At 66.3% G+C, this 19317-nt stretch carries 19 protein-coding genes and 1 pseudogene; 12 read left to right on the top strand and 8 right to left on the bottom strand.

Features of this window, described 5'->3' with window-relative positions:
* The first annotated feature begins 124 nt into the window (after positions 1-124).
* Complete coding sequence (locus tag VVR85_RS06660) at positions 125-1261, top strand: class II histone deacetylase (protein WP_368520156.1); 1137 nt, start codon at positions 125-127, stop codon at positions 1259-1261.
* 212 nt (positions 1262-1473) lie between these two features.
* Positions 1474-3036: an alkaline phosphatase gene (locus VVR85_RS06655; RefSeq protein WP_368520155.1), complete on the top strand. Its 1563-nt coding sequence runs from the start codon at positions 1474-1476 to the stop codon at positions 3034-3036.
* A gap of 84 nt (positions 3037-3120) precedes the next feature.
* Here the strand turns inward: VVR85_RS06655 and VVR85_RS06650 are convergent, their stop codons facing one another.
* The gene (locus VVR85_RS06650) at positions 3121-4356 is read right to left on the bottom strand and encodes an NAD(P)/FAD-dependent oxidoreductase (RefSeq protein WP_368520154.1); all 1236 of its coding nucleotides are present in this window, start codon (positions 4354-4356) and stop codon (positions 3121-3123) included.
* 132 nt (positions 4357-4488) lie between these two features.
* On the opposite strand from VVR85_RS06650, the gene VVR85_RS06645 reads away from it, so the two are divergent.
* On the top strand, positions 4489-4929 hold the full coding sequence (locus VVR85_RS06645; RefSeq protein WP_368520153.1) for an Lrp/AsnC family transcriptional regulator: 441 nt from the start codon (positions 4489-4491) through the stop codon (positions 4927-4929).
* Here the strand turns inward: VVR85_RS06645 and VVR85_RS06640 are convergent.
* From VVR85_RS06640 to VVR85_RS06630, 3 genes are read right to left on the bottom strand one after another with little or no spacing between them, the layout of a single operon-like run.
* Entirely contained in the window at positions 4926-5615 is a 690-nt protein-coding gene (locus tag VVR85_RS06640; protein ID WP_368520152.1) for a hypothetical protein, read from the bottom strand. The genes VVR85_RS06645 and VVR85_RS06640 overlap by 4 nt on opposite strands.
* A 12-nt stretch (positions 5616-5627) precedes the next feature.
* Positions 5628-7121, bottom strand: a complete 1494-nt coding sequence (locus tag VVR85_RS06635; protein WP_368520151.1) for a molybdopterin-dependent oxidoreductase — start codon at positions 7119-7121, stop codon at positions 5628-5630.
* A 2-nt stretch (positions 7122-7123) separates the two neighbouring features.
* Complete coding sequence (locus tag VVR85_RS06630) at positions 7124-7612, bottom strand: hypothetical protein (protein ID WP_368520150.1); 489 nt, start codon at positions 7610-7612, stop codon at positions 7124-7126.
* Positions 7613-8019: 407 nt separating this feature from the next.
* On the opposite strand from VVR85_RS06630, the gene VVR85_RS06625 reads away from it, so the two are divergent.
* The 3 genes from VVR85_RS06625 to VVR85_RS06615 all read left to right on the top strand — a co-directional run bounded on the left by VVR85_RS06625 (position 8020) and on the right by VVR85_RS06615 (position 9321).
* Complete coding sequence (locus VVR85_RS06625; protein ID WP_368520149.1) at positions 8020-8292, top strand: CBU_0592 family membrane protein; 273 nt, start codon at positions 8020-8022, stop codon at positions 8290-8292.
* A gap of 27 nt (positions 8293-8319) precedes the next feature.
* Positions 8320-8610, top strand: coding sequence for a CBU_0592 family membrane protein (locus tag VVR85_RS06620; protein ID WP_070768715.1), 291 nt, complete (start codon positions 8320-8322; stop codon positions 8608-8610).
* Between the two features lie 147 nt (positions 8611-8757).
* Complete coding sequence (locus VVR85_RS06615; RefSeq protein ID WP_368520148.1) at positions 8758-9321, top strand: TetR/AcrR family transcriptional regulator; 564 nt, start codon at positions 8758-8760, stop codon at positions 9319-9321.
* A gap of 21 nt (positions 9322-9342) precedes the next feature.
* Here VVR85_RS06615 and VVR85_RS06610 read toward each other — a convergent pair whose 3' ends face one another.
* Together VVR85_RS06610 and VVR85_RS06605 are read right to left on the bottom strand one after the other, a co-directional pair.
* On the bottom strand, positions 9343-9993 hold the full coding sequence (locus VVR85_RS06610) for a 3-oxoacid CoA-transferase subunit B (RefSeq protein ID WP_368520147.1): 651 nt from the start codon (positions 9991-9993) through the stop codon (positions 9343-9345).
* A complete protein-coding gene (locus VVR85_RS06605; protein ID WP_368520146.1) occupies positions 9994-10734 on the bottom strand; it encodes a CoA transferase subunit A in 741 nt (246 codons plus the stop codon).
* An 84-nt stretch (positions 10735-10818) separates the two neighbouring features.
* On the opposite strand from VVR85_RS06605, the gene VVR85_RS06600 reads away from it, so the two are divergent.
* Genes VVR85_RS06600 through VVR85_RS06590 form a run of 3 tightly spaced genes read left to right on the top strand, consistent with a single transcriptional unit; the run spans position 10819 to position 13637 of the window.
* A complete protein-coding gene (locus VVR85_RS06600) occupies positions 10819-11604 on the top strand; it encodes an IclR family transcriptional regulator C-terminal domain-containing protein (protein WP_368520145.1) in 786 nt (261 codons plus the stop codon).
* Positions 11597-12853, top strand: a complete 1257-nt coding sequence (locus VVR85_RS06595) for an acetyl-CoA C-acetyltransferase (RefSeq protein ID WP_368520144.1) — start codon at positions 11597-11599, stop codon at positions 12851-12853. Before VVR85_RS06600 ends, VVR85_RS06595 begins: the two co-directional genes overlap by 8 nt.
* 19 nt (positions 12854-12872) lie before the next feature.
* Positions 12873-13637: an alpha/beta fold hydrolase gene (locus VVR85_RS06590; protein ID WP_368520143.1), complete on the top strand. Its 765-nt coding sequence runs from the start codon at positions 12873-12875 to the stop codon at positions 13635-13637.
* Here VVR85_RS06590 and VVR85_RS06585 read toward each other — a convergent pair.
* Positions 13634-14755 (bottom strand): muconate/chloromuconate family cycloisomerase, encoded by a 1122-nt coding sequence (locus VVR85_RS06585; RefSeq protein ID WP_368520142.1) that lies wholly within the window; start codon positions 14753-14755, stop codon positions 13634-13636. The two genes, VVR85_RS06590 and VVR85_RS06585, sit on opposite strands and share 4 nt — an antisense overlap.
* Before the next feature lie 90 nt (positions 14756-14845).
* A complete protein-coding gene (gene catA / locus VVR85_RS06580) occupies positions 14846-15715 on the bottom strand; it encodes a catechol 1,2-dioxygenase (RefSeq protein WP_368520141.1) in 870 nt (289 codons plus the stop codon).
* 505 nt (positions 15716-16220) lie between these two features.
* Here catA and benA point away from each other — a divergent pair.
* The 3 genes and pseudogenes from benA to benC form a co-directional block, all read left to right on the top strand.
* A complete protein-coding gene (gene benA, locus VVR85_RS06575; protein WP_368520140.1) occupies positions 16221-17702 on the top strand; it encodes a benzoate 1,2-dioxygenase large subunit in 1482 nt (493 codons plus the stop codon).
* Between the two features lie 22 nt (positions 17703-17724).
* Positions 17725-18222: a benzoate 1,2-dioxygenase small subunit gene (benB, locus tag VVR85_RS06570; protein WP_368520139.1), complete on the top strand. Its 498-nt coding sequence runs from the start codon at positions 17725-17727 to the stop codon at positions 18220-18222.
* A gap of 32 nt (positions 18223-18254) precedes the next feature.
* Positions 18255-19316, top strand: a pseudogene (gene benC / locus VVR85_RS06565) (benzoate 1,2-dioxygenase electron transfer component BenC); the annotation flags it as partial.
* Position 19317 lies beyond the last annotated feature (1 nt).

Below are 19317 nucleotides of genomic sequence, written 5' to 3'. Positions count from 1 at the left end.
TGCGGGTGTAACTGAGGCCTAGCCGGTTAACCCCGCCGCGCACATTATCGTTTACACCACAGTCTCCCTTCGGTAGGCTCCACATCACATTGTGGTTTCGTGGACGCGAGGAAAGGACGCTGTGATGGTGGAGGCGGCAAAGCGCCGGGTTGGGTACGTGTGGGACACGCTTTATGGCTGGGTGGATACCGGCACCGGCGGGATGGAGGCCGCGGACCCGGCGCGGGGCCTGCAGCCTATTTCCCACCACGTCGCGCACGCGGATACTAAGCGCCGCTTCCACGAGCTGGTGCAGGTCAGCGCCTTGCGCGAGCACTTGACGCCGCTGCAGGCGCGGTACGCGAGCGAGGACGAGCTTGCGCGGGTACACACCCGCGAGCACATCGCGGAGATGAAGCGGCAGTCGCAGCTGCTGCGCGGGGGCGATGCCGGCGACGACGCCAGCCCGTTCGGCCGGGGCGGGTTCGACATCGCGCGCCTGGCCGCCGGCGGGGCGATCCGCACGGTGGAGGCCGTGGTCACCGGCGAGGTGGATACGGCCTACGGGCTGGTCAACCCGCCGGGCCATCACGCCGAGCGCGCCCGCGGCATGGGCTTTTGCCTGTTCGGCAACGCCTCCGTGGCGATTGCGCACGCGCGTGAAGTGCACGGGGTTCAGCGCGTGGCGGTGGTGGACTGGGACGTCCACCACGGCAACGGCACCCAGGATATCTGGTGGGACAACCCGGAGGTGCTGACCATCTCCATCCACCAGCACAACAGCTTCCCGCCGCGCTCCGGGCACCGGGAGCACAACGGCACCGGCGCAGGTAAGGGCGCGGCGCTGAATATTCCCTTGCCGCCGGGCAGCGGCAACGCGGTCTACGACCTGGCTTTTGCGGACGTCGTGGTGCCTGCGCTCGAGCGCTTTAACCCCGAGCTCATCGTGGTGGCCAGCGGCTTCGACGCCGCCGTCATGGATCCGTTGGCGCAGATGATGGTCACCCAGCGCGGCTTCAAGGCGCTTACCCGCCGGCTTTTAGCGGCTGCCGATGCCCTCTGCGGCGGCCGGATCGCCTTCCTCCAGGAGGGCGGCTACAGCCCGTACTACCTGCCCGTCTGCGGGCTGGGGGTCATCGAGGAGCTGACCGGCCGCGAGTCCGGCTTCGGGGACCCGCACGCGGCGAACCTGGACACCAAGGGCGTGGACGATCTCTACGATCACCAGCGCGCCGAGGTCGCCCGCGCCGCAGCGCTCGTCGAGCAGGTGCCGGCCGGCTAGTGCCCGGGGCGTGTTCCCGGGAGAGTTAACGCGAAGTTTTCTTTTCTGTCATCGTCCCGAGATGTTCGGAAATTAGTGTTTCTTCACGTGCGGCTGTGATTGCCCTGTCAGAACCATAACGTCGTCCTTTGCGCGGCGTGGGGACGCGGGCGAGCCACCGCCCGCGCACTGTCTCTTTTGTCTCTATTCCGTCTTTGTGAAGGACTCTTCTTATGCGTTTTTCTCTGCGCGCCGGCTCCGTGGCCGTTGCTGCTTCCCTGATTGCCGCGGGCGTTGCCCCGGCCACCGCCCAGGAATCCAACGGCCCGAAGAACATCATCTACATGATCGGTGACGGCATGGGCTACGGCCACGTCGCCTACAACAACCTGTATGAAACCGGCCAGTCCAAGTACCTGGTCGACGGCGAATTCAGCGAAGCCGGCCCGCAGGAGCTGGACGGCGAGTCCGTCCAGGCCTACGAGGACTTCAACCGCCTGTCCATGTCCACCTACTCCCAGGGCGGTTCCTACGACCCGTCTAAGGCCTGGGCCACCCACGATTACGTGCAGAAGGGCATCATCACCGACTCGGCTGCGGCAGGTACCGCCATGGCCACCGGCGTGAAGGTCGAAAACGGCGTCCTGGGTATGTCCAACTACGGCATGGCCCAGAAGAACTTCCAGGAGACCGCCATGGAGCAGGGCAAGTCCGCCGGCGTGGTTTCCTCCGTACCGTTCTCCCACGCCACCCCGGCCGCCTTCGCCGCCCACAACCAGGACCGCAACGCCTACGGCGAGATCGCCAAGGAAATGATCGACTCGGATCTCTCCGTCGTCATGGGCGCGGGCCACCCGTTCTTCGACAAGGACGCCCAGCCGACGGAGACCGGTTCCTTCGGCTACATCAACGAAGCCGACTACAACCGCCTGGCCGAGGGCGAGACCGACTGGGAGTACTTCGACTCCAACGACGGCTTCGCCAGCCTGGCCGAGGGCAACGTGGAAGAGGGCAAGAAGTACTGGAGCCTGGCTCCGGTCCACTCCACCCTGCAGCAGGAGCGCTCCGGCGAGGGCACCACCCCGTACTCCGATCCGCAGAACGACGTCGTTGACCTGCCGACCATGACCACCGGCGCCCTGAACGCCCTGGGCCAGGACGAGGACGGCTTCTCCGTGATGATTGAGGGCGGCGCCATCGACTGGACCGGCCACGCCAACCAGTCCGCCCGCGAGATCGAGGAGATGCAGGACTTCAACGCCTCCGTCGACGCCGCCATCCAGTGGGTCGAGGAGAACTCCAACTGGGACGAGACCCTGCTCATCGTCACCGCTGACCACGAGACCGGCTACCTGTCCGGTGAGAACGAGCCGGACGAGGGCCGCTTCAACCAGATGGCCGGCGACGCCGAGTCCCTGCCGAGCCACCAGTGGTACTCCGACGAGCACACCAACCAGCTGGTTCCGTTCTTCTTCAAGGGCGCCGGCTCCGAGGACATCATCTCCCGCGTCAAGGGCACCGACCCGGTCCGCGGCGACTACATCGACAACACCGACGTCGCCCAGCTGGCCATGAAGAACTGGTGGTCGGATGGTTCCGGGCAGCCGGGTGATGGCAACCAGGACGACAACGCTGGTGCCTCCCAGGGCAGCTCCAACGCCGCCTCCGGCCTGGCGGGCGCGGGCATCGTGGCCGCTATCTTCGGCGCCATCTTCGCCGCCGCGCAGGCAGCCGGCATCCTGAAGATTGACTTCTCCCCCATCCAGAAGCTGCTGCGCCAGATCGGCCTGGCTTAAGCTTTAAAAAAATTCCCATCGCCTCGCTGGAGGTGATGGGAATTTTTTATGCGCTCTTGCTCGTGCGCGCGCTGCGGGCGCCGCTTAGCGCAGCGGGTCGAACGGGTCCAGGATGGGATCGATAACGCCGGTGGCGATCTGCTTGGCCAGCAGCTTGCCGGAAATCGGGCCGAGCACGACGCCCCACATACCGTGGCCGCCGCAGGTGTAGACGTTGGGCACCTGGGTCTGGCCGATAAGCGGCAGGCCGTCCGGGGTGACGGGCCGGGAGCCGACCCACTCGTCCTGGATGTCGTCCCAGTCGATGCCCTTGAACATCGGGGCGGTGACCTTGATCATGGACTCGATGCGGCCGGGCTGAAAGGCCTCGTCGGGGCCACGGAACTCCATGGTGCCGGCGATCTGGAAGCGGCCGCGGGTCGGGGCCGGGGTGCAGGCCACGCGGGTCTCCGGGAGGTAAACCGAGTGCTTGGCCTCCTGCTCCGGCTTGACGGTGAAGGAATAGCCGCGGCCGGCCTGGACCATGGTGCGCACGCCCAGGGACTTGGCCAGCTTCGGCAGCCAGGCGCCGGTGGCGATGACCACCACGTCGGCGGGCTTCCACTCGCCGGTGGCCAGCTGGATGGCCGGCTTGCGGGTGGACTGGACGTCGGTGACCTCCGCGCCGGTGGTAATCGTGCCGCCGCGGGCGACGAAGGACTCGGCGATGGCCTCGCAGAAGTACTGCGGCTCGATGTAGCGCTGGCCGCCCAGCTTGTAGACGGTCTGGACGCGCTCCGAGAGCATCGGGGCGTATTCCAGGGCCTGGGTGTGGTTGAGCTTGTCGAAGGGGATCTCCTGGCCGTGGCGGATGGCGCCCTCGACCTCGTCCAAGAAGCCCTTGGCCTGGTTATCGTTTTCGAAGCCGACGATGAACGGGCCCTCGTGGGTCACGGCGTCGACGCCGCCGTCGATGAGCTCGTCGTAGGCGCCCAGGGCGGCCTTGTCGATGGGCGTCAGGGCCGCCATGGTTTTGTCCCAGGAGCGCTGGTTGGCCCGGGCCATGAACTGGGCGACGAAGGCCCACAGCTTCGGGTCGATGCGGGTGGGCACACTCAGCGCCGCATCTTTGTCGAACAGCGCGGTGGGGCCGTAGCCCCACAGGCTAGAATTGGACAGCGGGATGGTCTTGCCCGGCGCCAGCCAGCCGGCGTTGCCCCAGGACGCGCCGGCGGCGACGCCGATCTTGTCCACGATTTCCACGTCGTAGCCGTGTTCCTGCAGGTACCACGCCGTCGACAGGCCGGTCATGCCGGCGCCTACCACAATAGCCTTAGTCATGTGCTCCTCCTCACAGATGATTTGAATACCTATATCATCCACGGAGGATAGAGTGGGCGGGTATACATTGGCGGGATCCCCCAGAATCCGCCCGATTTTGCAAGCATCCCCCACCGCGGAGAACAAAACCCCATGCAGCTGGATCAGATTGAGGCGGCCATCTGCCGCGAATTGGCTTCCGATGCCCGCCTACCCATCTCCGAACTCGCCCACCGCATCAACGTCAGCGAGTCCACCGCCCACCGCCGGCTGAACTCGCTCATCGCCCGCGGGGTCATCACCGGCTTTTCCGCACACGTGGACCCGGCGGCCCTGGGACTGGGCACGGAGGCGCTCATCCACATCCGCCTCCACCCCGGAGCCCGCGGCGCCCTGCGAGACTTCTACCACTACCTGCTGGAGCTAGAGCCGGTGCGCCACGTCTTCTTCGTGGCCGGCAACCAGGACTTTGTGGCGCACGTGCAGCTGGCCAGCGCGGCCGGCCTGCGCGATTTCATCTCGGACGTGGTCAGCGCACGCCCCGAGGTGGCCTCCACCAACACCTCCCTGGTTTTCGACCACCGGGCGGGCTAGCCGTCCTCGCGCTTCGGCTTCGTCAGATCCTCCAGCGTGGGCAGGCCCAGCGCCTCGAGGATGCCGGCCAGGGCCGTAATATCGGCCTCCAGCTGGTCCAAGCGCGCGGCCTGGTTCTCGCTGAGCTTGCCGCACAGGGCCTTCAGCCGCGGGTAGCGGCCGGCCAGCAGGGTGCCCCAGTAGATGCGCAGGTCCAGGATCTCCTGGTTACCCGGCACCGGTTCGCCGTTGTGGAAGGCGACGATATCGCGCAGCTGCTCCTCCAACATGGACAGGTCCATGTCGGCGCCGGGCAGGCCGGCATCGTGAGCATAGGCGTTAACCCCGGTGGGCCGCGGCGGGTCCTCGGCGCGGTAGAAACGGTCCAGGGTCATGGCCTCGCGGGCCAGGACCGGGTCGTTGACAGGCAGGCGCGGGGCATCGTCCTCGCCCAGCAGCTGCCCGCGGCTTATCCGGATGAAGGTGCGCTGGTCCTCCATGCCCGGGCGGGTGCACTGCAGGCCCACGCCGAAGGACTCCAGGTCCTCGGCCTGGAACATGTAGCCCAGGTAGCGGGCGCGCGGGTTGATCTCGAAGTCGTCCGGGGTGGCGCCCGGCAGGCGGAAGTCGACCTCGTGGAGGTAGTCGCGCACGCGCTGCTGCTGCTCGGGGCTTAGGAAAATGTCTTGGTATAACGCTCGTGACATGGTGTGTCCTCCTTAGAGCATCTGCAGGCGGTCGTAGGAATCGGTGTCCTCGAAGAAGCCGCCCATCCCGTTGCCGATGATGTCGAAGCGGTTGACCACCTCGATCCGGTCCAGCCACTTCGCCGAGCGGAAACCGGTGGAGGTCTCCAGGCGCAGGCGCATGGGCGCGCCGTTCTTGATGGGGATCTCGTCGCCGTCGTAGCCAATGGCGATCAGCGACTGCGGCTGGCGGGCCTCCTCCATGGGCATGGACTCGTAGTAGTAGGAACCGTTGTAGTTATCGTCGTCGCGGGTCATGTTCTGGAAGCTGTGGACCACCACGTCGCTGGCCCCGTCCAGCGGGCCGGCCAGGTCGAGCAGCTTGTACAGCGGCACGCCGTCCCACTTGCCCACCGAGGAAAAGCCCTGCACGCAGTGGTGGACGGTGTTCTGCGAGTGCCCGTCGGCGATCTTGCGGATATCCGCCATGGTCAGACGCATGGGCTTTTCGACGAATCCGCCGATTTCCAGCACGTAGTCATCCTCGTAGTCGTTGCAGACCAGGGACATATAGGCCTCCGTTGACGGCGGCATGCCCGAGGCGCGGTGGTGCGGCGCCTTGGTGATCTCGGCATCGCTGTAGGCGTTCTGGCGCGAGGGCAGCTTGCGCAGCGCGCGCGTGAGCGGGCGGACCACCACGTTGTGCAGGCGCTCGATGACCTTCGGGCGCTCCAGCGAGGTCTTCGTGGCCCAGACGTGGAAGGCGACGATGCCGACCAGGCCCAGGGTGAAGATCACGCCGCCGGCGATCGGGTTCTCCGCGTGGCCGAAGACCATCTTGGAGACCTCGTGGCCGTAGCCGTGCAGCACCACCATCGCGACGTGGACGACGATGAAGACCACGTAGGCGATAAGGCCCCAGAAGTGCAGGGTGCGGATGACCTGGCGGCCGCCCATCAGCTTGGAAATGCGCGGGAAGTGGTTGTTGATGGCCGGCGACTGGAAGGCGCCGGTGATGATCATCCACAGCGGGAGGATGAGCACCACGAAGCCGTAGGACAGCTGCTGGATGGCGTTGAAGGGGTAGCCGTCCATCGCCGGCGGGATCTGGAAGGCCAGGTAGTGGATGAGATCGTCCCAGGCCTGGGCGAAAACACCCCAGTCCTCCGGCCAGTAGCGGCGCCACTGCCCGGTGACCAGTAGCAGGCCCCAGTAGATGACCATCAGCAGCACCCAGCCCATCACGCTGATGAAGTGCCAGTAGCGGCCCTGGCCCAGGGCGCCGTAGCCCGGCAGCGAGATGATCGGGGAATAGTCGTCATACTCGCCGGAGACCGGGAAGTACTTGCGCTTGCGCTTTTGCTTAATGGAAAACTGCGCCCACTGCCCGCCCAGCGGGGTGTGCACGGAGCGGTGCAGCTTGGGGAAGGTGCCCAGGATTTCGATGCCGCTGCGGATAAACAGCGTCACGAACAAGATGTTGACGAAGTGCTCGACGCGGAGCCAGACCGGAAATTCTTCTAACATGATTAATCCTCAAATCCTTGGGTATCCGGGTATGCCACCAGCACGCCGTAGTCCAGCGCCCAGTAGATAACGCAGTAGGCCAGGCTGGCGAAGAACATGGTGTTCCAGCCGGCCGCGAGGTAGACGCCCGCGCCGTTGCCCACGAACGGCGCGTGCCCGAACAGGCCGCCGATGTAGACCAGGATGCCGGCGGCGGCCACCACGGTGCCAAAGCCCCAGATGCGCCACTTGGTCACCAGGCCCAGCACCAGGAAGATGGCGGCCAGGGCGATGACCAGGCCGAGCGCGATGTCGCTGCCGGCGAAGATATCGAAGCCGCTGGACAGCACGGCCCAGGCGCAGCCGCCGATAAGCGCCACGATCACCAGGATGGCGGCCTTGGTCAGGCGCGGCAGGTTAATGCGGATATAGCGGAAAAACGGCGCCCGCGTCTTTCCGGGTTTGACGTGGAGCTTAATGTCCTCGGTGTCCGGGTTCGGTTGCTGTGACACGGCTCGGCTCCTTTTCTGTTCAGATTGTTCTTTATCGACTTCGTCTGGCGGCGCTTCGCGTGTGCGCCGGCCGGTGACGTCGTCCGTTAGGTTAAAGTTCCGTTCGGATTGTGCGGGAGGTGTTGAGGCCTTCCCCACGGGCGCGCGGGAGGCTATGTTGGGCCTCCGTGCCCATAACCCCAAGGTAGTTTAAGCTGGGCAAACGCGCTGAATTGATCGTACGTTCAAGGGCGGGGCTATCCCATTTACCTGCGGTTTAGATCAAGCGTTCAAAACCGTATGCTCGTTCGACTTCGCATGGATTAAAAACCCAGCTTAGAGTCTATAAATGTAGCGCCCGCGGGGCGCTCCTGCGCGCGGCTAGTCGCGCTCCCATATCGCACACATTCTGAAAGGACCGTCGAACAATGTCAGCAATGGTCATCTTCGGGCTGATCGCCTCGGTCGCCCTGCTCTTCGCCTTCGCGATGCTCAACCTGGGCAAGTGGACGCCGGACGATTACCCCTACCAGATCCTGAACTTCGTCGGCGCCGGCTTCCTGACCGCCTCTGCCGCCAACCCGTTCAACGCGGGCGTGTTCTGGACCGAGCTCATCTGGTCCCTGCTGGGCCTCTACGGCATCATCAAGATCTTCTTGAACCGCCGCAAGAACAACCAGTCCCAGTCCGCCACCGCCTAGTCCGCAACGAACGAAAGGAATACCCTCATGGCACTCTCCTACGAAATTGGCATCATCGCCGGCATCTGCTTCGTCGTTGCCTTCGGCCTGCTCAACTTCAAGGTCCTGACCGCTACCTCCCCCATCTACCAGACCCTGAACTTCTTGGGCGCGATGGGCTTCGTCTACACCGCCCTGTCCCCGTTCAACCCGGGCCTGTTCATCACCGAGGCTGTCTGGGCGATTGTCGCCCTGTTCGGCCTGTGGAAGATTTTCACCTCCTCCAGCAAGCGCAAGGCTGCCGAGGCCGTGCCGGATACCCGCCGCAACGAGGCCTAAGACTAAGCGCCTAAATTTAACGCCACCACCCCCGACCCCTGCTTGCCGGTCCGGGGTGGGCAACTATACTTTCCCTAGCACACGGATTACTGCCGCGGCCGCCTGTTTTATTGTTGGCCGCGTTTCGGCTGCGTTGAGGAGCGATGGTTGCCCAAGAATAACCCCCAGTACGGCCCCCGACTGCGCATTATCGATGCCACCCTAGACTCCATCGTGCACAACGGAGTGGTCGGCACCACCATGCGCGTCGTCGCCGACAAGGCGGACGTGTCCTTGGGGTCCATCTCCTATTATTTCAACGACAAGGACGGCCTGCTGGCGGCGGCCTTTTCCGTCTTCGCGGAGCGATCCGTGGCGGATTTCGGCTCCTTTTTCACCGGCATCGACAGCCTTGCCGATGCCCGCGCCGCCCTGTCCCAGATGCTCATCGCGTCCGCGGCCTCCCGCAAGACGCTGATCCTGGGCACCGAGCTCTACACCCTGTCCCTGCGGCGCCCCCTGCACCGCATGAACCTGTTGGAGTGGACGCAGGGCTGCCGCAACGTGATGGGCCAGTACTTCGACGCCCACACCACCTACCTGCTCGACGCCTTCTACGAGGGCCTGCTGCTCCACCGCAGCATGTCGCTCGGCGAGTTCACCGAGGACCGCATCAACCTGGCGATCACCCGGCTGACCCCGCCCGAAAGCTATATCGGGCCGGGCGCCTAGGGTGCTGGCCTTTCTAGCTTTCTAACCCGCTAGCCGGTCGCTGACGGCGAAGTCCGCGTCGGTCACCGCGCGCACGGAGTCCACGGTCTCGCCCTCGGCGACCTCGATGAGCGTGAGCCCCTCCTGCGGGTCCACGTGGAAGACCGCGTAGTCGGTGATGATCAGGTCCACGCACTGCGCGCCGGTTAGCGGCAGCTCGCAGGTGTTGAGCACCTTGGACGCGCCGTGCTTGTTGGTGTGCGACATCATCACCACGATCCGCTGGGCGCCGTGGACCAGGTCCATCGCCCCACCCATGCCGCGGACCGTCTTGCCCGGGATCATCCAGTTGGCCAGGTCGCCGTAGCGCGAGACCTCCATCGCGCCCAGGATGGCCACGTCCACCGCCCGCGAGCGGATCATGCCGAAGGAATCCGAGGAGGAGAAAAACGCCGCCCCCGGGTTGACCGTGATGGTCTCCTTGCCGGCGTTGATAAGCTCCGGGTCCACCTCGTCCTCGGTCGGGTACGGGCCCACGCCCAGCACGCCGTTCTCCGAGTGCAGGATGACCTCCGAATCCTCCGGCAGAAAGCCCGGCACCAGAGTGGGCATGCCGATGCCCAGGTTCACGTACTGCCCGTTGGTCAGTTCCTGTGCCGCGCGCGCGGCCATCTGTTCCCTCGTCCAGGTCATTTACCTCACCGTCCTGTTTTCGATGCCCGTTTCCTGCGGTCCTACTTCCACCACTCGGTCGACGTGGATGCCGGGCAGGTGGACTTCGTCCGGGTCGAGCTGGTCGACCACGTGCTCGGCCTGCACGATGGTGGTCCGCGCGCACTGCGCGGCATCCGGGTTGAAGTTGCGGGCGGTCTTGGAAAAGACCAGGTTGCCCCAGCGGTCGGCGGTGTGCGCGTGGACCAGGGCGAAGTCGGCCACGATGGCCTCTTCCAGCACGTAGGTCCGGCCACCAAAGACGCGGGTCTCCTTCGGCTCGGAGACCTCGGCGACGGTCCCGTCCGGGTTGTAGCGCATGGGCAGCCCGCCGTCGGCGACCTGGGTGCCCACGCCCGCGGTGGTGTAGAAGGCGGGGATGCCCGCGCCCCCGGCGCGCATCTTTTCGGCCAGGGTGCCCTGCGGGGTGAACTCCACGGTCAGCTCGCCGGCTAGGTACTGCCGGGCGTATTCCTTGTTGGAGCCGATATAGGAGCCGATGGTCCGGGCAATCCGGCCGTCGGCCAGCAGGAGGCCCAGGCCGAAGCCGTCGGTGCCGCAGTTGTTGGAGATAATCGTCAGATCGCTGGCGCCCTTTTCGCGGAGCGCGTCAATGAGTCGGGCGGGGATGCCTACCAGGCCAAACCCGCCGACGGCCACCGATGCCCCATCCGGGATATCGGCCACCGCCGCGGAAATTTCGGGGAATGTCTTGTCAAACATGCCCCACAATGTACACTGATGTTCATACAGAGCACAAGGGTTCACCATGTGAACACCCAGCACACACGCTTAGGAGCAACCACCATGTCCACCTCGACCACCCAGCCGGTCCAGTCCCTGGTCCGCGGGCTGCAGGTCATCCGGTCTTTCGGACCGAGCGCGCCCCGGCAATCCCTCTCCGAGGTCGCCACCGCCACCGGCCTGGCCCGGGCCACCGCCCGGCGCTTCCTCCACACCCTGGTGGGGGAAGGCTACGCCGCCACCAACGGCTCCGAGTTCTGGCTAACGCCGAAGGTTTTGGAGCTCGGCTACAGCTTCGTCTCCGGGCTCGAGCTGCCGGCCCTGGCCCAGCCCCACCTGGAGGCGCTCTCCCAGACCATCGACGAGTCCAGCTCCCTGTCCGTTCTCGACGGCGCGGACGTGGTCTACGTCTGCCGCGTGCCCGTGCGCCGCATCATGACGGTCAACATCACCGTCGGCACCCGCTTCCCCGCCCACGCGACCTCCATGGGGCGCGTCCTGCTGGCCGGGCTTGACGATGCCTCCCTGGCCCAGCACCTCGACCACACCCAGCTCGCCCCGCTCACGCCGCGGACGGTCACCTCCCCGGCGCAGCTGCGCGAGATCCTGCACGAGGTCCGCCTGCAGGGCTACAGCCTGGTCGACCAGGAGCTCGAGCTGGGCCTGCGGTCCATCGCCGCGCCCGTAACCGATCCGGAAGGCAAGGTCGTAGCCGCGGTCAACATCTCCACCCAGACCGCCTCCTACGACCTCGAGCACATCGAGACCACCCTCATCCCCGCGCTGCTGCGCACCACGCAGGCCATCAGCGCCGATATCACCCACGCGAAGGAGCCTTATCATGCCTAAGTCCACCGCCCACGACGTGAGCGATGCCAACGATGCCGACATCGTCATCTGCTCGCCCCTGCGCACCCCGGTCGGCCGCTTCGGCGGCGCCCTGGCCGCCGTGCCGGTCCAGGATCTCGCCTCCACCGTCGTGCGCGCCCTGGTCGAGCGCACCGGGCTGCGGACCGCCGACGTCGACGACCTCATCCTGGGCCAGGCCGCCCCGAACGGCGCCGCCCCCGCGCTGGGCCGCGTGGTGGCGCTGGACTCCGGCCTGGGCGAAAGCGTGCCCGGCATGCAGCTGGACCGCCGCTGCGGCTCGGGCCTGCAGGCGGTGACCACCGCCGCCGCGCACGTGGCCACGGGGGCGGCCGACCTCATCATCGCCGGCGGGGCCGAGTCCATGTCCCAGACCGAATACACTGTCGACCCGTCCATCCGCACCGGGGTCAAGGCCGGCAACATGGTCCTGCGCGACCGCCTCCAGCAGGCCCGCGAGACCGCCGGCGGCAAGCACCACCCCATCCCCGGCGGCATGATCGAGACCGCCGAGAACCTCCGCCGCGAGGCCGGGCTAACCCGCAGCGCCCAGGACGAGCTGGCCGCCGCCTCCCAGCAGCGCGCCGTCGCCGCCCAGGAAGGCGGGCTCTTCGACGCCGAAATCGTGCCGGTGACCGTACCGGGCCGGCGCCGCAAGGACCCGGACGTCGTGGTCGAGCGCGACGAGCACCCGCGCCCGGGCACCACCGCGGACAAGCTCGCCGGCCTGCGCGCGGTCATGGGTTCCCAAGACCCGGAGGCCACCGTCACCGCCGGCAACGCCTCCGGCCAAAACGACGGCGCGGCCGCCATGATCGTGACCACCCGCGCCCGCGCCCGCGAGCTCGGCCTAACCCCGGCCGCCTGCCTGCGCGGCTGGGCCGTCGCCGGCGTCGAACCGGAGCGCATGGGCATCGGCCCGGTGCCCGCCACCGCCCGCGTCCTCGAGCGCCTCGGCTTGAGCCTCGACGACCTGGATCTCATCGAGCTCAACGAGGCCTTCGCCGCCCAGGCCCTGGCCTGCCTTCGCGAATGGGGCATTTCCGCCGACGACAAGCGCCTCAACCCGCTAGGCTCCGGCATCTCGCTCGGCCACCCCGTCGGCGCGACCGGCGCGCGCATGCTGGTGACCGCCGCCCACACCCTGGAACGCGAGGACCTGCACACCGCGCTGGTGACCATGTGCATCGGCGGCGGCCAGGGCCTGGCAGCCGTTATCACCCGCGACTAGCTCCCGAAAGGAAAAATCCATGACCGTCTTGCACTATCACGACTTCCCCGGCACCCAGGACGCTTCCGCCCCGGTGCTCCTGCTGGGCTCTATCGCCTCCACCACCGCGATGTGGGCGCCGGTCGCAGACGAGCTCGCCGGGACCCGCCGCGTTGTCGCCATCGACCACCGCGGCCACGGGCGCTCGCCGGATATCACGGAGCCTGCCAGCATGCAGCGCTTGGCCGCCGACGTGCTGGAGACGCTGGACGCAGCCGGCATCGATAGCTTTAGCGTGGTGGGCCTGTCCCTGGGCGGGGCGATCGCCCAGTACCTGGCCGCGACCTCGGAGCGCGTGGAGCGCGCCGCCTTCCTGTGCACCGCCTCCTATTTCGGCGGCCCGGACAAGTGGCTGCCGCGGGTCGAGCTGACCAGCCGCGAGGGCCTTGCCCCCATGGCCGAGTCCGTGGTCGAGCTCTGGCTGACTGAAGACTTCCGCCGCACCCACCCGGCCACCACGGCCGCCTGCCTCGACATGGTGCTTGCCACCCGCGGGTCCGGCTACGCCAGCTGCGCCCAGGCGCTCGCCGACTGGGACTTCACCGAGCAGCTCGCCGACATCACCTGCCCCGTGCTCACCCTGGCCGGCGCCGACGATGCCTCCACCCCACCCGCCACCGTCCACTCCATCGCCGAGCGCGTGGCCGGGCCGGCCACCACCGTGACCGTGCCCGGCGCGCACGTGCCGACCCTGGAATCCCCCACGGACGTGACGAAGGCGCTGGCAGACTTCCTGCCCGCCTAGTCGCGGGTGAAGAAATCCACCTTGTCCCAGTCCGGCTCGAGGCCCAGGCCCGGGCCCTGGGGCAGCTCGACCTTGCCGTCGCGGTAAACCAGGTCCTCGGTGGTATAGGACTCGCGCAACAGCAGCGGCCCGAAAAGCTCGGAGCCGAAGTTAATCTCCGGGGTAGCGCACGCAAAGTGCAGCGAGGCCGCCGTGCCGAACGGGCCCTCCAGGCTGGTCGCGCCGTGGCAGGCCAGACCCGCGGCTGCGGCGACCGCCACGGTCTTCTTCGACTCCTGCAGCCCGCCCAGCTTGGTCGTCTTGATGGCCACGACGTCGGCGGCCTGCTCGCGTACGACGCGCAGGGCATCGGCCGGCGAGCACACCGACTCGTCCGCCATCACCGGCACGCCTACCCGGGTGGTGATTTCGCGCAGGGTGGCCAGGTCGTCGGCCGGGGCGGGCTGCTCGAAAAGCTCCACGCCGGCCTCAGCCAGCCGCGGCAGGTAGCGCAGGGCCGTGAGCCGGTCCCAGCGCGCGTTGACGTCGATGCGCAGGCCCACCTCGCCGCCCAGGGCATCGGCCAGCTCCGCGATGCGCCCGGTATCCCGGTCCGGATCGCCCGCGCCCATCTTCAGCTTGAACGAGGTGTGCCCGAAGCGCTCGCGGCGGTCGTTGATTTCCTCCAGCGCTTCATCCAGCGGCAGCACGCCGAGCGCCCAGGTCACGTCGATGGCCTCGCGCACGCGCCCGCCCAGCAGGTCCGTGACCGGCACGCCCAGCGCGCGGGCCCAGGCGTCGTGCATGGCGACGTCGCAGGCGGCCTTCGCGAAGCGCATATTCGCCACCGAGCGCTCGAAATCCGCCACGATGCCCGCCAGCTCGTTGACCGGCCGGCCCTCCATGTGCGGGCGCAGGTGGCCGTCGATGATGACCTTCATCGTCTCCGCCGACTCGCCGCCCCACCAGGGCCCGCCGGGCACCACGCCCTCGCCGTAGCCGACGATGCCACCCTTCAGCCGCACCATCACCAGCAGGATGGGCTGCGCCGTCGCCGTGTAGGTGGCGAAGCCGTGCGGGCGAAACAGCGGCACGTCCAGCAGGCGGGTTTCTACCTTGTCAATTATCAAATCAGTCATTGCTCGCTCCTCGCTTCTAGTTTTAACGCACCAAAAGCCCCGCCGCGTCCGAGTGCGGCTGGGGCCAGGTGTTTTAAAGGTGCTAATCCCTTAGGCTTCTTCCTTGTCGAGTGCGAACGGGTAGGTCACCACGTCGATGCCGCCCTCACCCGGCTGCGGGTCCAGGATGAGCTCCGGCTTGACGGCGGTGGCGACGTCGTTGTCGACCCAATCGCCGCCCTGGAAGTAGAGCTGGGTGGTGATTACGCGGTAGCCGGGGTGCTTGACGCGCAGGTGCAGGTGCGCCGGGCGCCACGGGTGGCCGCCGTAGGACTCGACGAACCAGCCGGTCGGGCCGTCGGTCGGGATCTGGTACGGGGCCGGCTTGACGGTGGTGATCTCGTACTCGCCGTTCTCGTTGGTCACGATGGTCCCGCGCAGGTTCCACTCCGGGATGCCCGGGGCGTACTGGGAGTAGTAGCCGTCCTCGTCGGCGTGCCACAGCTCGACGGTTGCGCCGCCCAAGCCGTTGCCGTCCAGGTCGGTGACCTGGCCCTTGAAGATGAGCTGCTCGGAGTTCTTGTCCTTGTCGCTCATGGGCATCTCGGTCTTCCACGGCAGCTTCGGGGAGTCAGGCACGTAGTACGGGCCCTCGATGGACCCCTTGGTGCCGGTGAAGTTGTTGCGGTTGTAGTTGATTTCCTCGATCTCGTGCTCGACGAAGACGTCCAGCCACAGCGGCCACTCGCCGTACTCGCCGACCTTGATCATCCAGTCCTTGAGCACGCGGTACTCGTCGTAGGTGACCTGGTGCTTGTGGGCGACCTCGGCGATGGCGGCCAGCAGGTCCTTGTAGATTTCCCCGGCGCGTTCCTTCGAGGTGTCGGCCTTGACGATGGTGTTCTTGAACGCGTCAGTGGCGGCGTTGCCGGAACCCTTGGCGGACAGTTCCTCGTCGTGGGCGTTTGCCAGCTTAGACATGGGGTGCTCCTTCGTTGTCGGTGATTCGGTCTTGTGGAGTGCCAAGCGCCCGTCCCGTGATGTGGGCGACTTGATGACCATCAGTGTGTTGCAACTCACCAAGGTGCGCAAGCCCCTTTTTGGAGCGTTTTCTTTAGGTTACGCTGCCCTAATTTGGTCGGCCGGCGTACCCGAACAGCACTTTCCCCGCTTTCCGCCGCCACGCGAACGCGGCACCCCTAACAACCACTAGGCCCCACCCTGGCGCTTGGGGGTGACGACACACCCGGCGGCGCGAAAAATACTTATCTCAGTAAATAAAGGCTTGCCTTACCGGGGTTGAGCTGCAGGTTTTCGACCCGCGAACCACCCGGGAATGTTGTGAACATACACCCCTTAAATCACCCTAGGACTTTCCCTAATGCGACTCGGGTCACGTTCGACCCATCATTGTCACACCTTCACCGAAAACGTGAGGGCGAACACATGACGTTACTTTAACTGCACAACGAGGAAAGGTTTTCCCATGACTGCCCCCACCTCTTCTGCCCGCGAGCTCCTCTCCCGGGCGCTGGACAACCGCCCGGACGAGGGCATCGTTCGCGTGAACCGCGAGGTCTTCACCGACCAGGAGATCTACGACCTGGAGATGAAGTACATCTTCGAGGGCAACTGGCTGTTTTTGGCCCACGATTCGCAGATCCCCAACCCCGGCGACTACTTCACCACGAATATCGGCCGCCAGCCCGTCGTCATTACCCGCTCCAAAGACGGCGAGCTCAACTGCCTCATCAACGCCTGCTCCCACCGCGGCGCCATGCTCTGCCGCAAGAAGGTGGACAACCGCACCACCATCACCTGCCCCTTCCACGGCTGGACCTTCTCCAACGACGGCCAGCTCATCAAGGTCAAGGACGAAAAGGACGGCGGCTACCCGGACAACTTCAACACCGACGGCTCCCACAACCTGCGCCGCGTGCCCAAGTTCGCCTCCTACCGCGGCTTCCTGTTCGGCTCCCTGAACCCGGACGTCGTCGACCTGGAAGAGCACCTGGGCGATGCCCGCGTCTTCCTCGACATGCTCATCGACCAGTCGCCCGAGGGCCTCGAGGTCTTAAAAGGCGCGTCCACCTACACCTTCGACGGCAACTGGAAGCTGCAGGCCGAAAACGGCGCCGACGGCTACCACGTCTCCTCCACCCACTGGAACTACGCCGCGACCACCTCCCGCCGCGGCTCCGGCGAGTCCAAGAACGACACCAAGGCCATGGACGCCGGCAAGTGGGGCGAGCAGGGCGGCGGCTACTTCTCCTTCCCGAACGGCCACCTGGCCCTCTGGTCCACCTGGGCCAACCCGGAGGACCGCCCGCTCTACGACCGCCTGGACGCGCTGAAGGACCTGCACGGCGAGGAGCGCGCCAACTTCATGGTCGGTGCCTCCCGCAACCTGTGCCTGTACCCGAACGTCTACATCATGGACCAGTTCTCCACCCAGATCCGCCGCCTGGAGCCGAAGGGCGTGGACAAGACCGAGGTGACCATCTACTGCATCGCGCCGAAGGGCGAGTCCGCCGAGGCCCGCGCCGCGCGCATCCGCCAGTACGAGGACTTCTTCAACGCCACCGGCATGGCCACCCCGGACGACCTGGAAGAGTTCCGCAGCTGCCAGAAGACCTACCAGGCCTCCGCCTTCCCCTGGAACGACATGACCCGCGGCCAGCAGCAGCAGTCCGCAGGCCCCAATGACAAGGCCAAGGAGCTGGGCATGAACGAGGTGCTCTCCTCCGGCGCCCGCACCGAGGACGAAGGCCTCTACCCGGTCCAGCACGGCTACTGGGAGCAGGTCATGGAAAAGGCCCTCGACCACGAGGAATCCGGCGCGGTTAAGCAGCGGGAGGACAACGAGGCATCGCAGGCCGCGACCGTCGACTACGCCAAGCAGAAGGCCGCCGCCAAGGCCGAAGCCGCCGAGAACGCCCCCGCCCGCCGCCGTCGCCGCCGCCGCTAACCAAGCCCCAAGGAGAAAACCCATGTCACAGAACATCACGCGCACGAAAATCGAAGACTTCCTCTACTACGAGGCCCGCCTGCTCGACGACCGCGACTTCGAAAACTGGCTCAACTGCTACCGCGAAGACGCCGAGTACTGGATGCCGGCCTGGGACGTCGACGACGAGCTGACCCAGGACCCGCAGCAAGAAATCTCGCTCATCTACTACCCGACCCGCGCCGGCCTCGAGGACCGTGTCTTCCGCATCCGCACCGAGCGCTCGTCCGCGACCTCCATCCCGGAGCCGCGCCACAACCACAACATCACCAACGTCGAAATCCTGGAGCGCCGCGACGACGCCGTCGACATCCGCTTCAACTGGATTTCCTACTACTTCCGCTACAACACCACCGACCACTACTTCGGCACCACGTTCATCACCCTGGATACCTCCCAGGAGGAGCTCCAGATCGCCAAGAAGAAGATCGTGCTCAAAAACGACTACATCCACCACGTCGTGGACATCTACCAGGTCTAAACCACCGCTGACACTAGGAAAGGTGAGAAATCATGACTGCACCGCATAAGGTCGCGCTGGCCTTCGAGGACGGCGTCACCCGCTTCATCGACTGCGCGGAGAACGAAACCATCGCCGACGCCGCCTACCAGGCCCGCATCAACATCCCCTTCGACTGCCGCGACGGCGCCTGCGGAACCTGCAAGTCCTTCTGCGACGCCGGCGACTTCACCGAGGGCGACTACGTCGACGAGGCGCTTTCCCCCGACGAGGCCGCGGAAGGCTACATCCTGGCCTGCCAGACCAAGCCGCTGACCGACATGGTCGTGCAAATCGCCTCCACCTCGGAGATGGCCAAGACCGGCGTCAGCGAGTTCGCTGGCGAGGTCGCCGCCTTAGACCGCCTGTCGGATTCGACCTTCAAGCTCTCGGTCAAGCTCGACGACCCGTCCGCCCTGCACTTTCTGGCCGGCCAGTACATCAACATCACCGTGCCGGGCAGCTCCGAGCACCGTTCCTATTCCTTCTCCTCCGACGTCTCCGACGAGCTGGCGACGTTCCTCATCAAGCACACCCCGGGCGGGCTGATGTCGACCTACCTGGACGAGCGCGCCGCCGTCGGCGACCGGCTGACGATGGCCGGCCCCGTCGGTTCCTTCTTCCTCCGCGAGCCCCTGGATCCCATCCTGCTGCTGGCCGGCGGTACGGGGCTGGCGCCCATCATGGCCATCCTGGAAAAGCTCTCCCGCGACGAGCTGCTGGACGTGCCCGTCCGCCTCATCTACGGCGCCACCTTCGACCACGACCTGGTGGAGTTGGAGCGCCTCGATGCCTTCCGCGACAAGCTGCCGGACTTCGACTACACCACCGTGGTCGCGGACCCGGAGTCCTCCCACGAGCGCCGCGGCTACGTCACCGATCACATGGACATCAGTGAGCACCTGCACGACGGCGACGCCGACGTCTACCTGTGCGGCCCGCCGCCGATGGTCGAGGCCGTCCGCAAGTACCTGGACGGCCAGGAGACCCCGCCGCGCAACTTCTACTTCGAGAAGTTCAACCCGTCCACCACGGCGGAAAAGGCAAAGGAAAAAGAACCAGCGAAGGAGTCCGCCT

This window comes from Corynebacterium sp. LK2590 (assembly GCF_040946105.1).
Classification (GTDB): Bacteria; Actinomycetota; Actinomycetes; order Mycobacteriales; family Mycobacteriaceae; genus Corynebacterium.
This window is presented reverse-complemented; position numbering and strand designations above follow the sequence as displayed.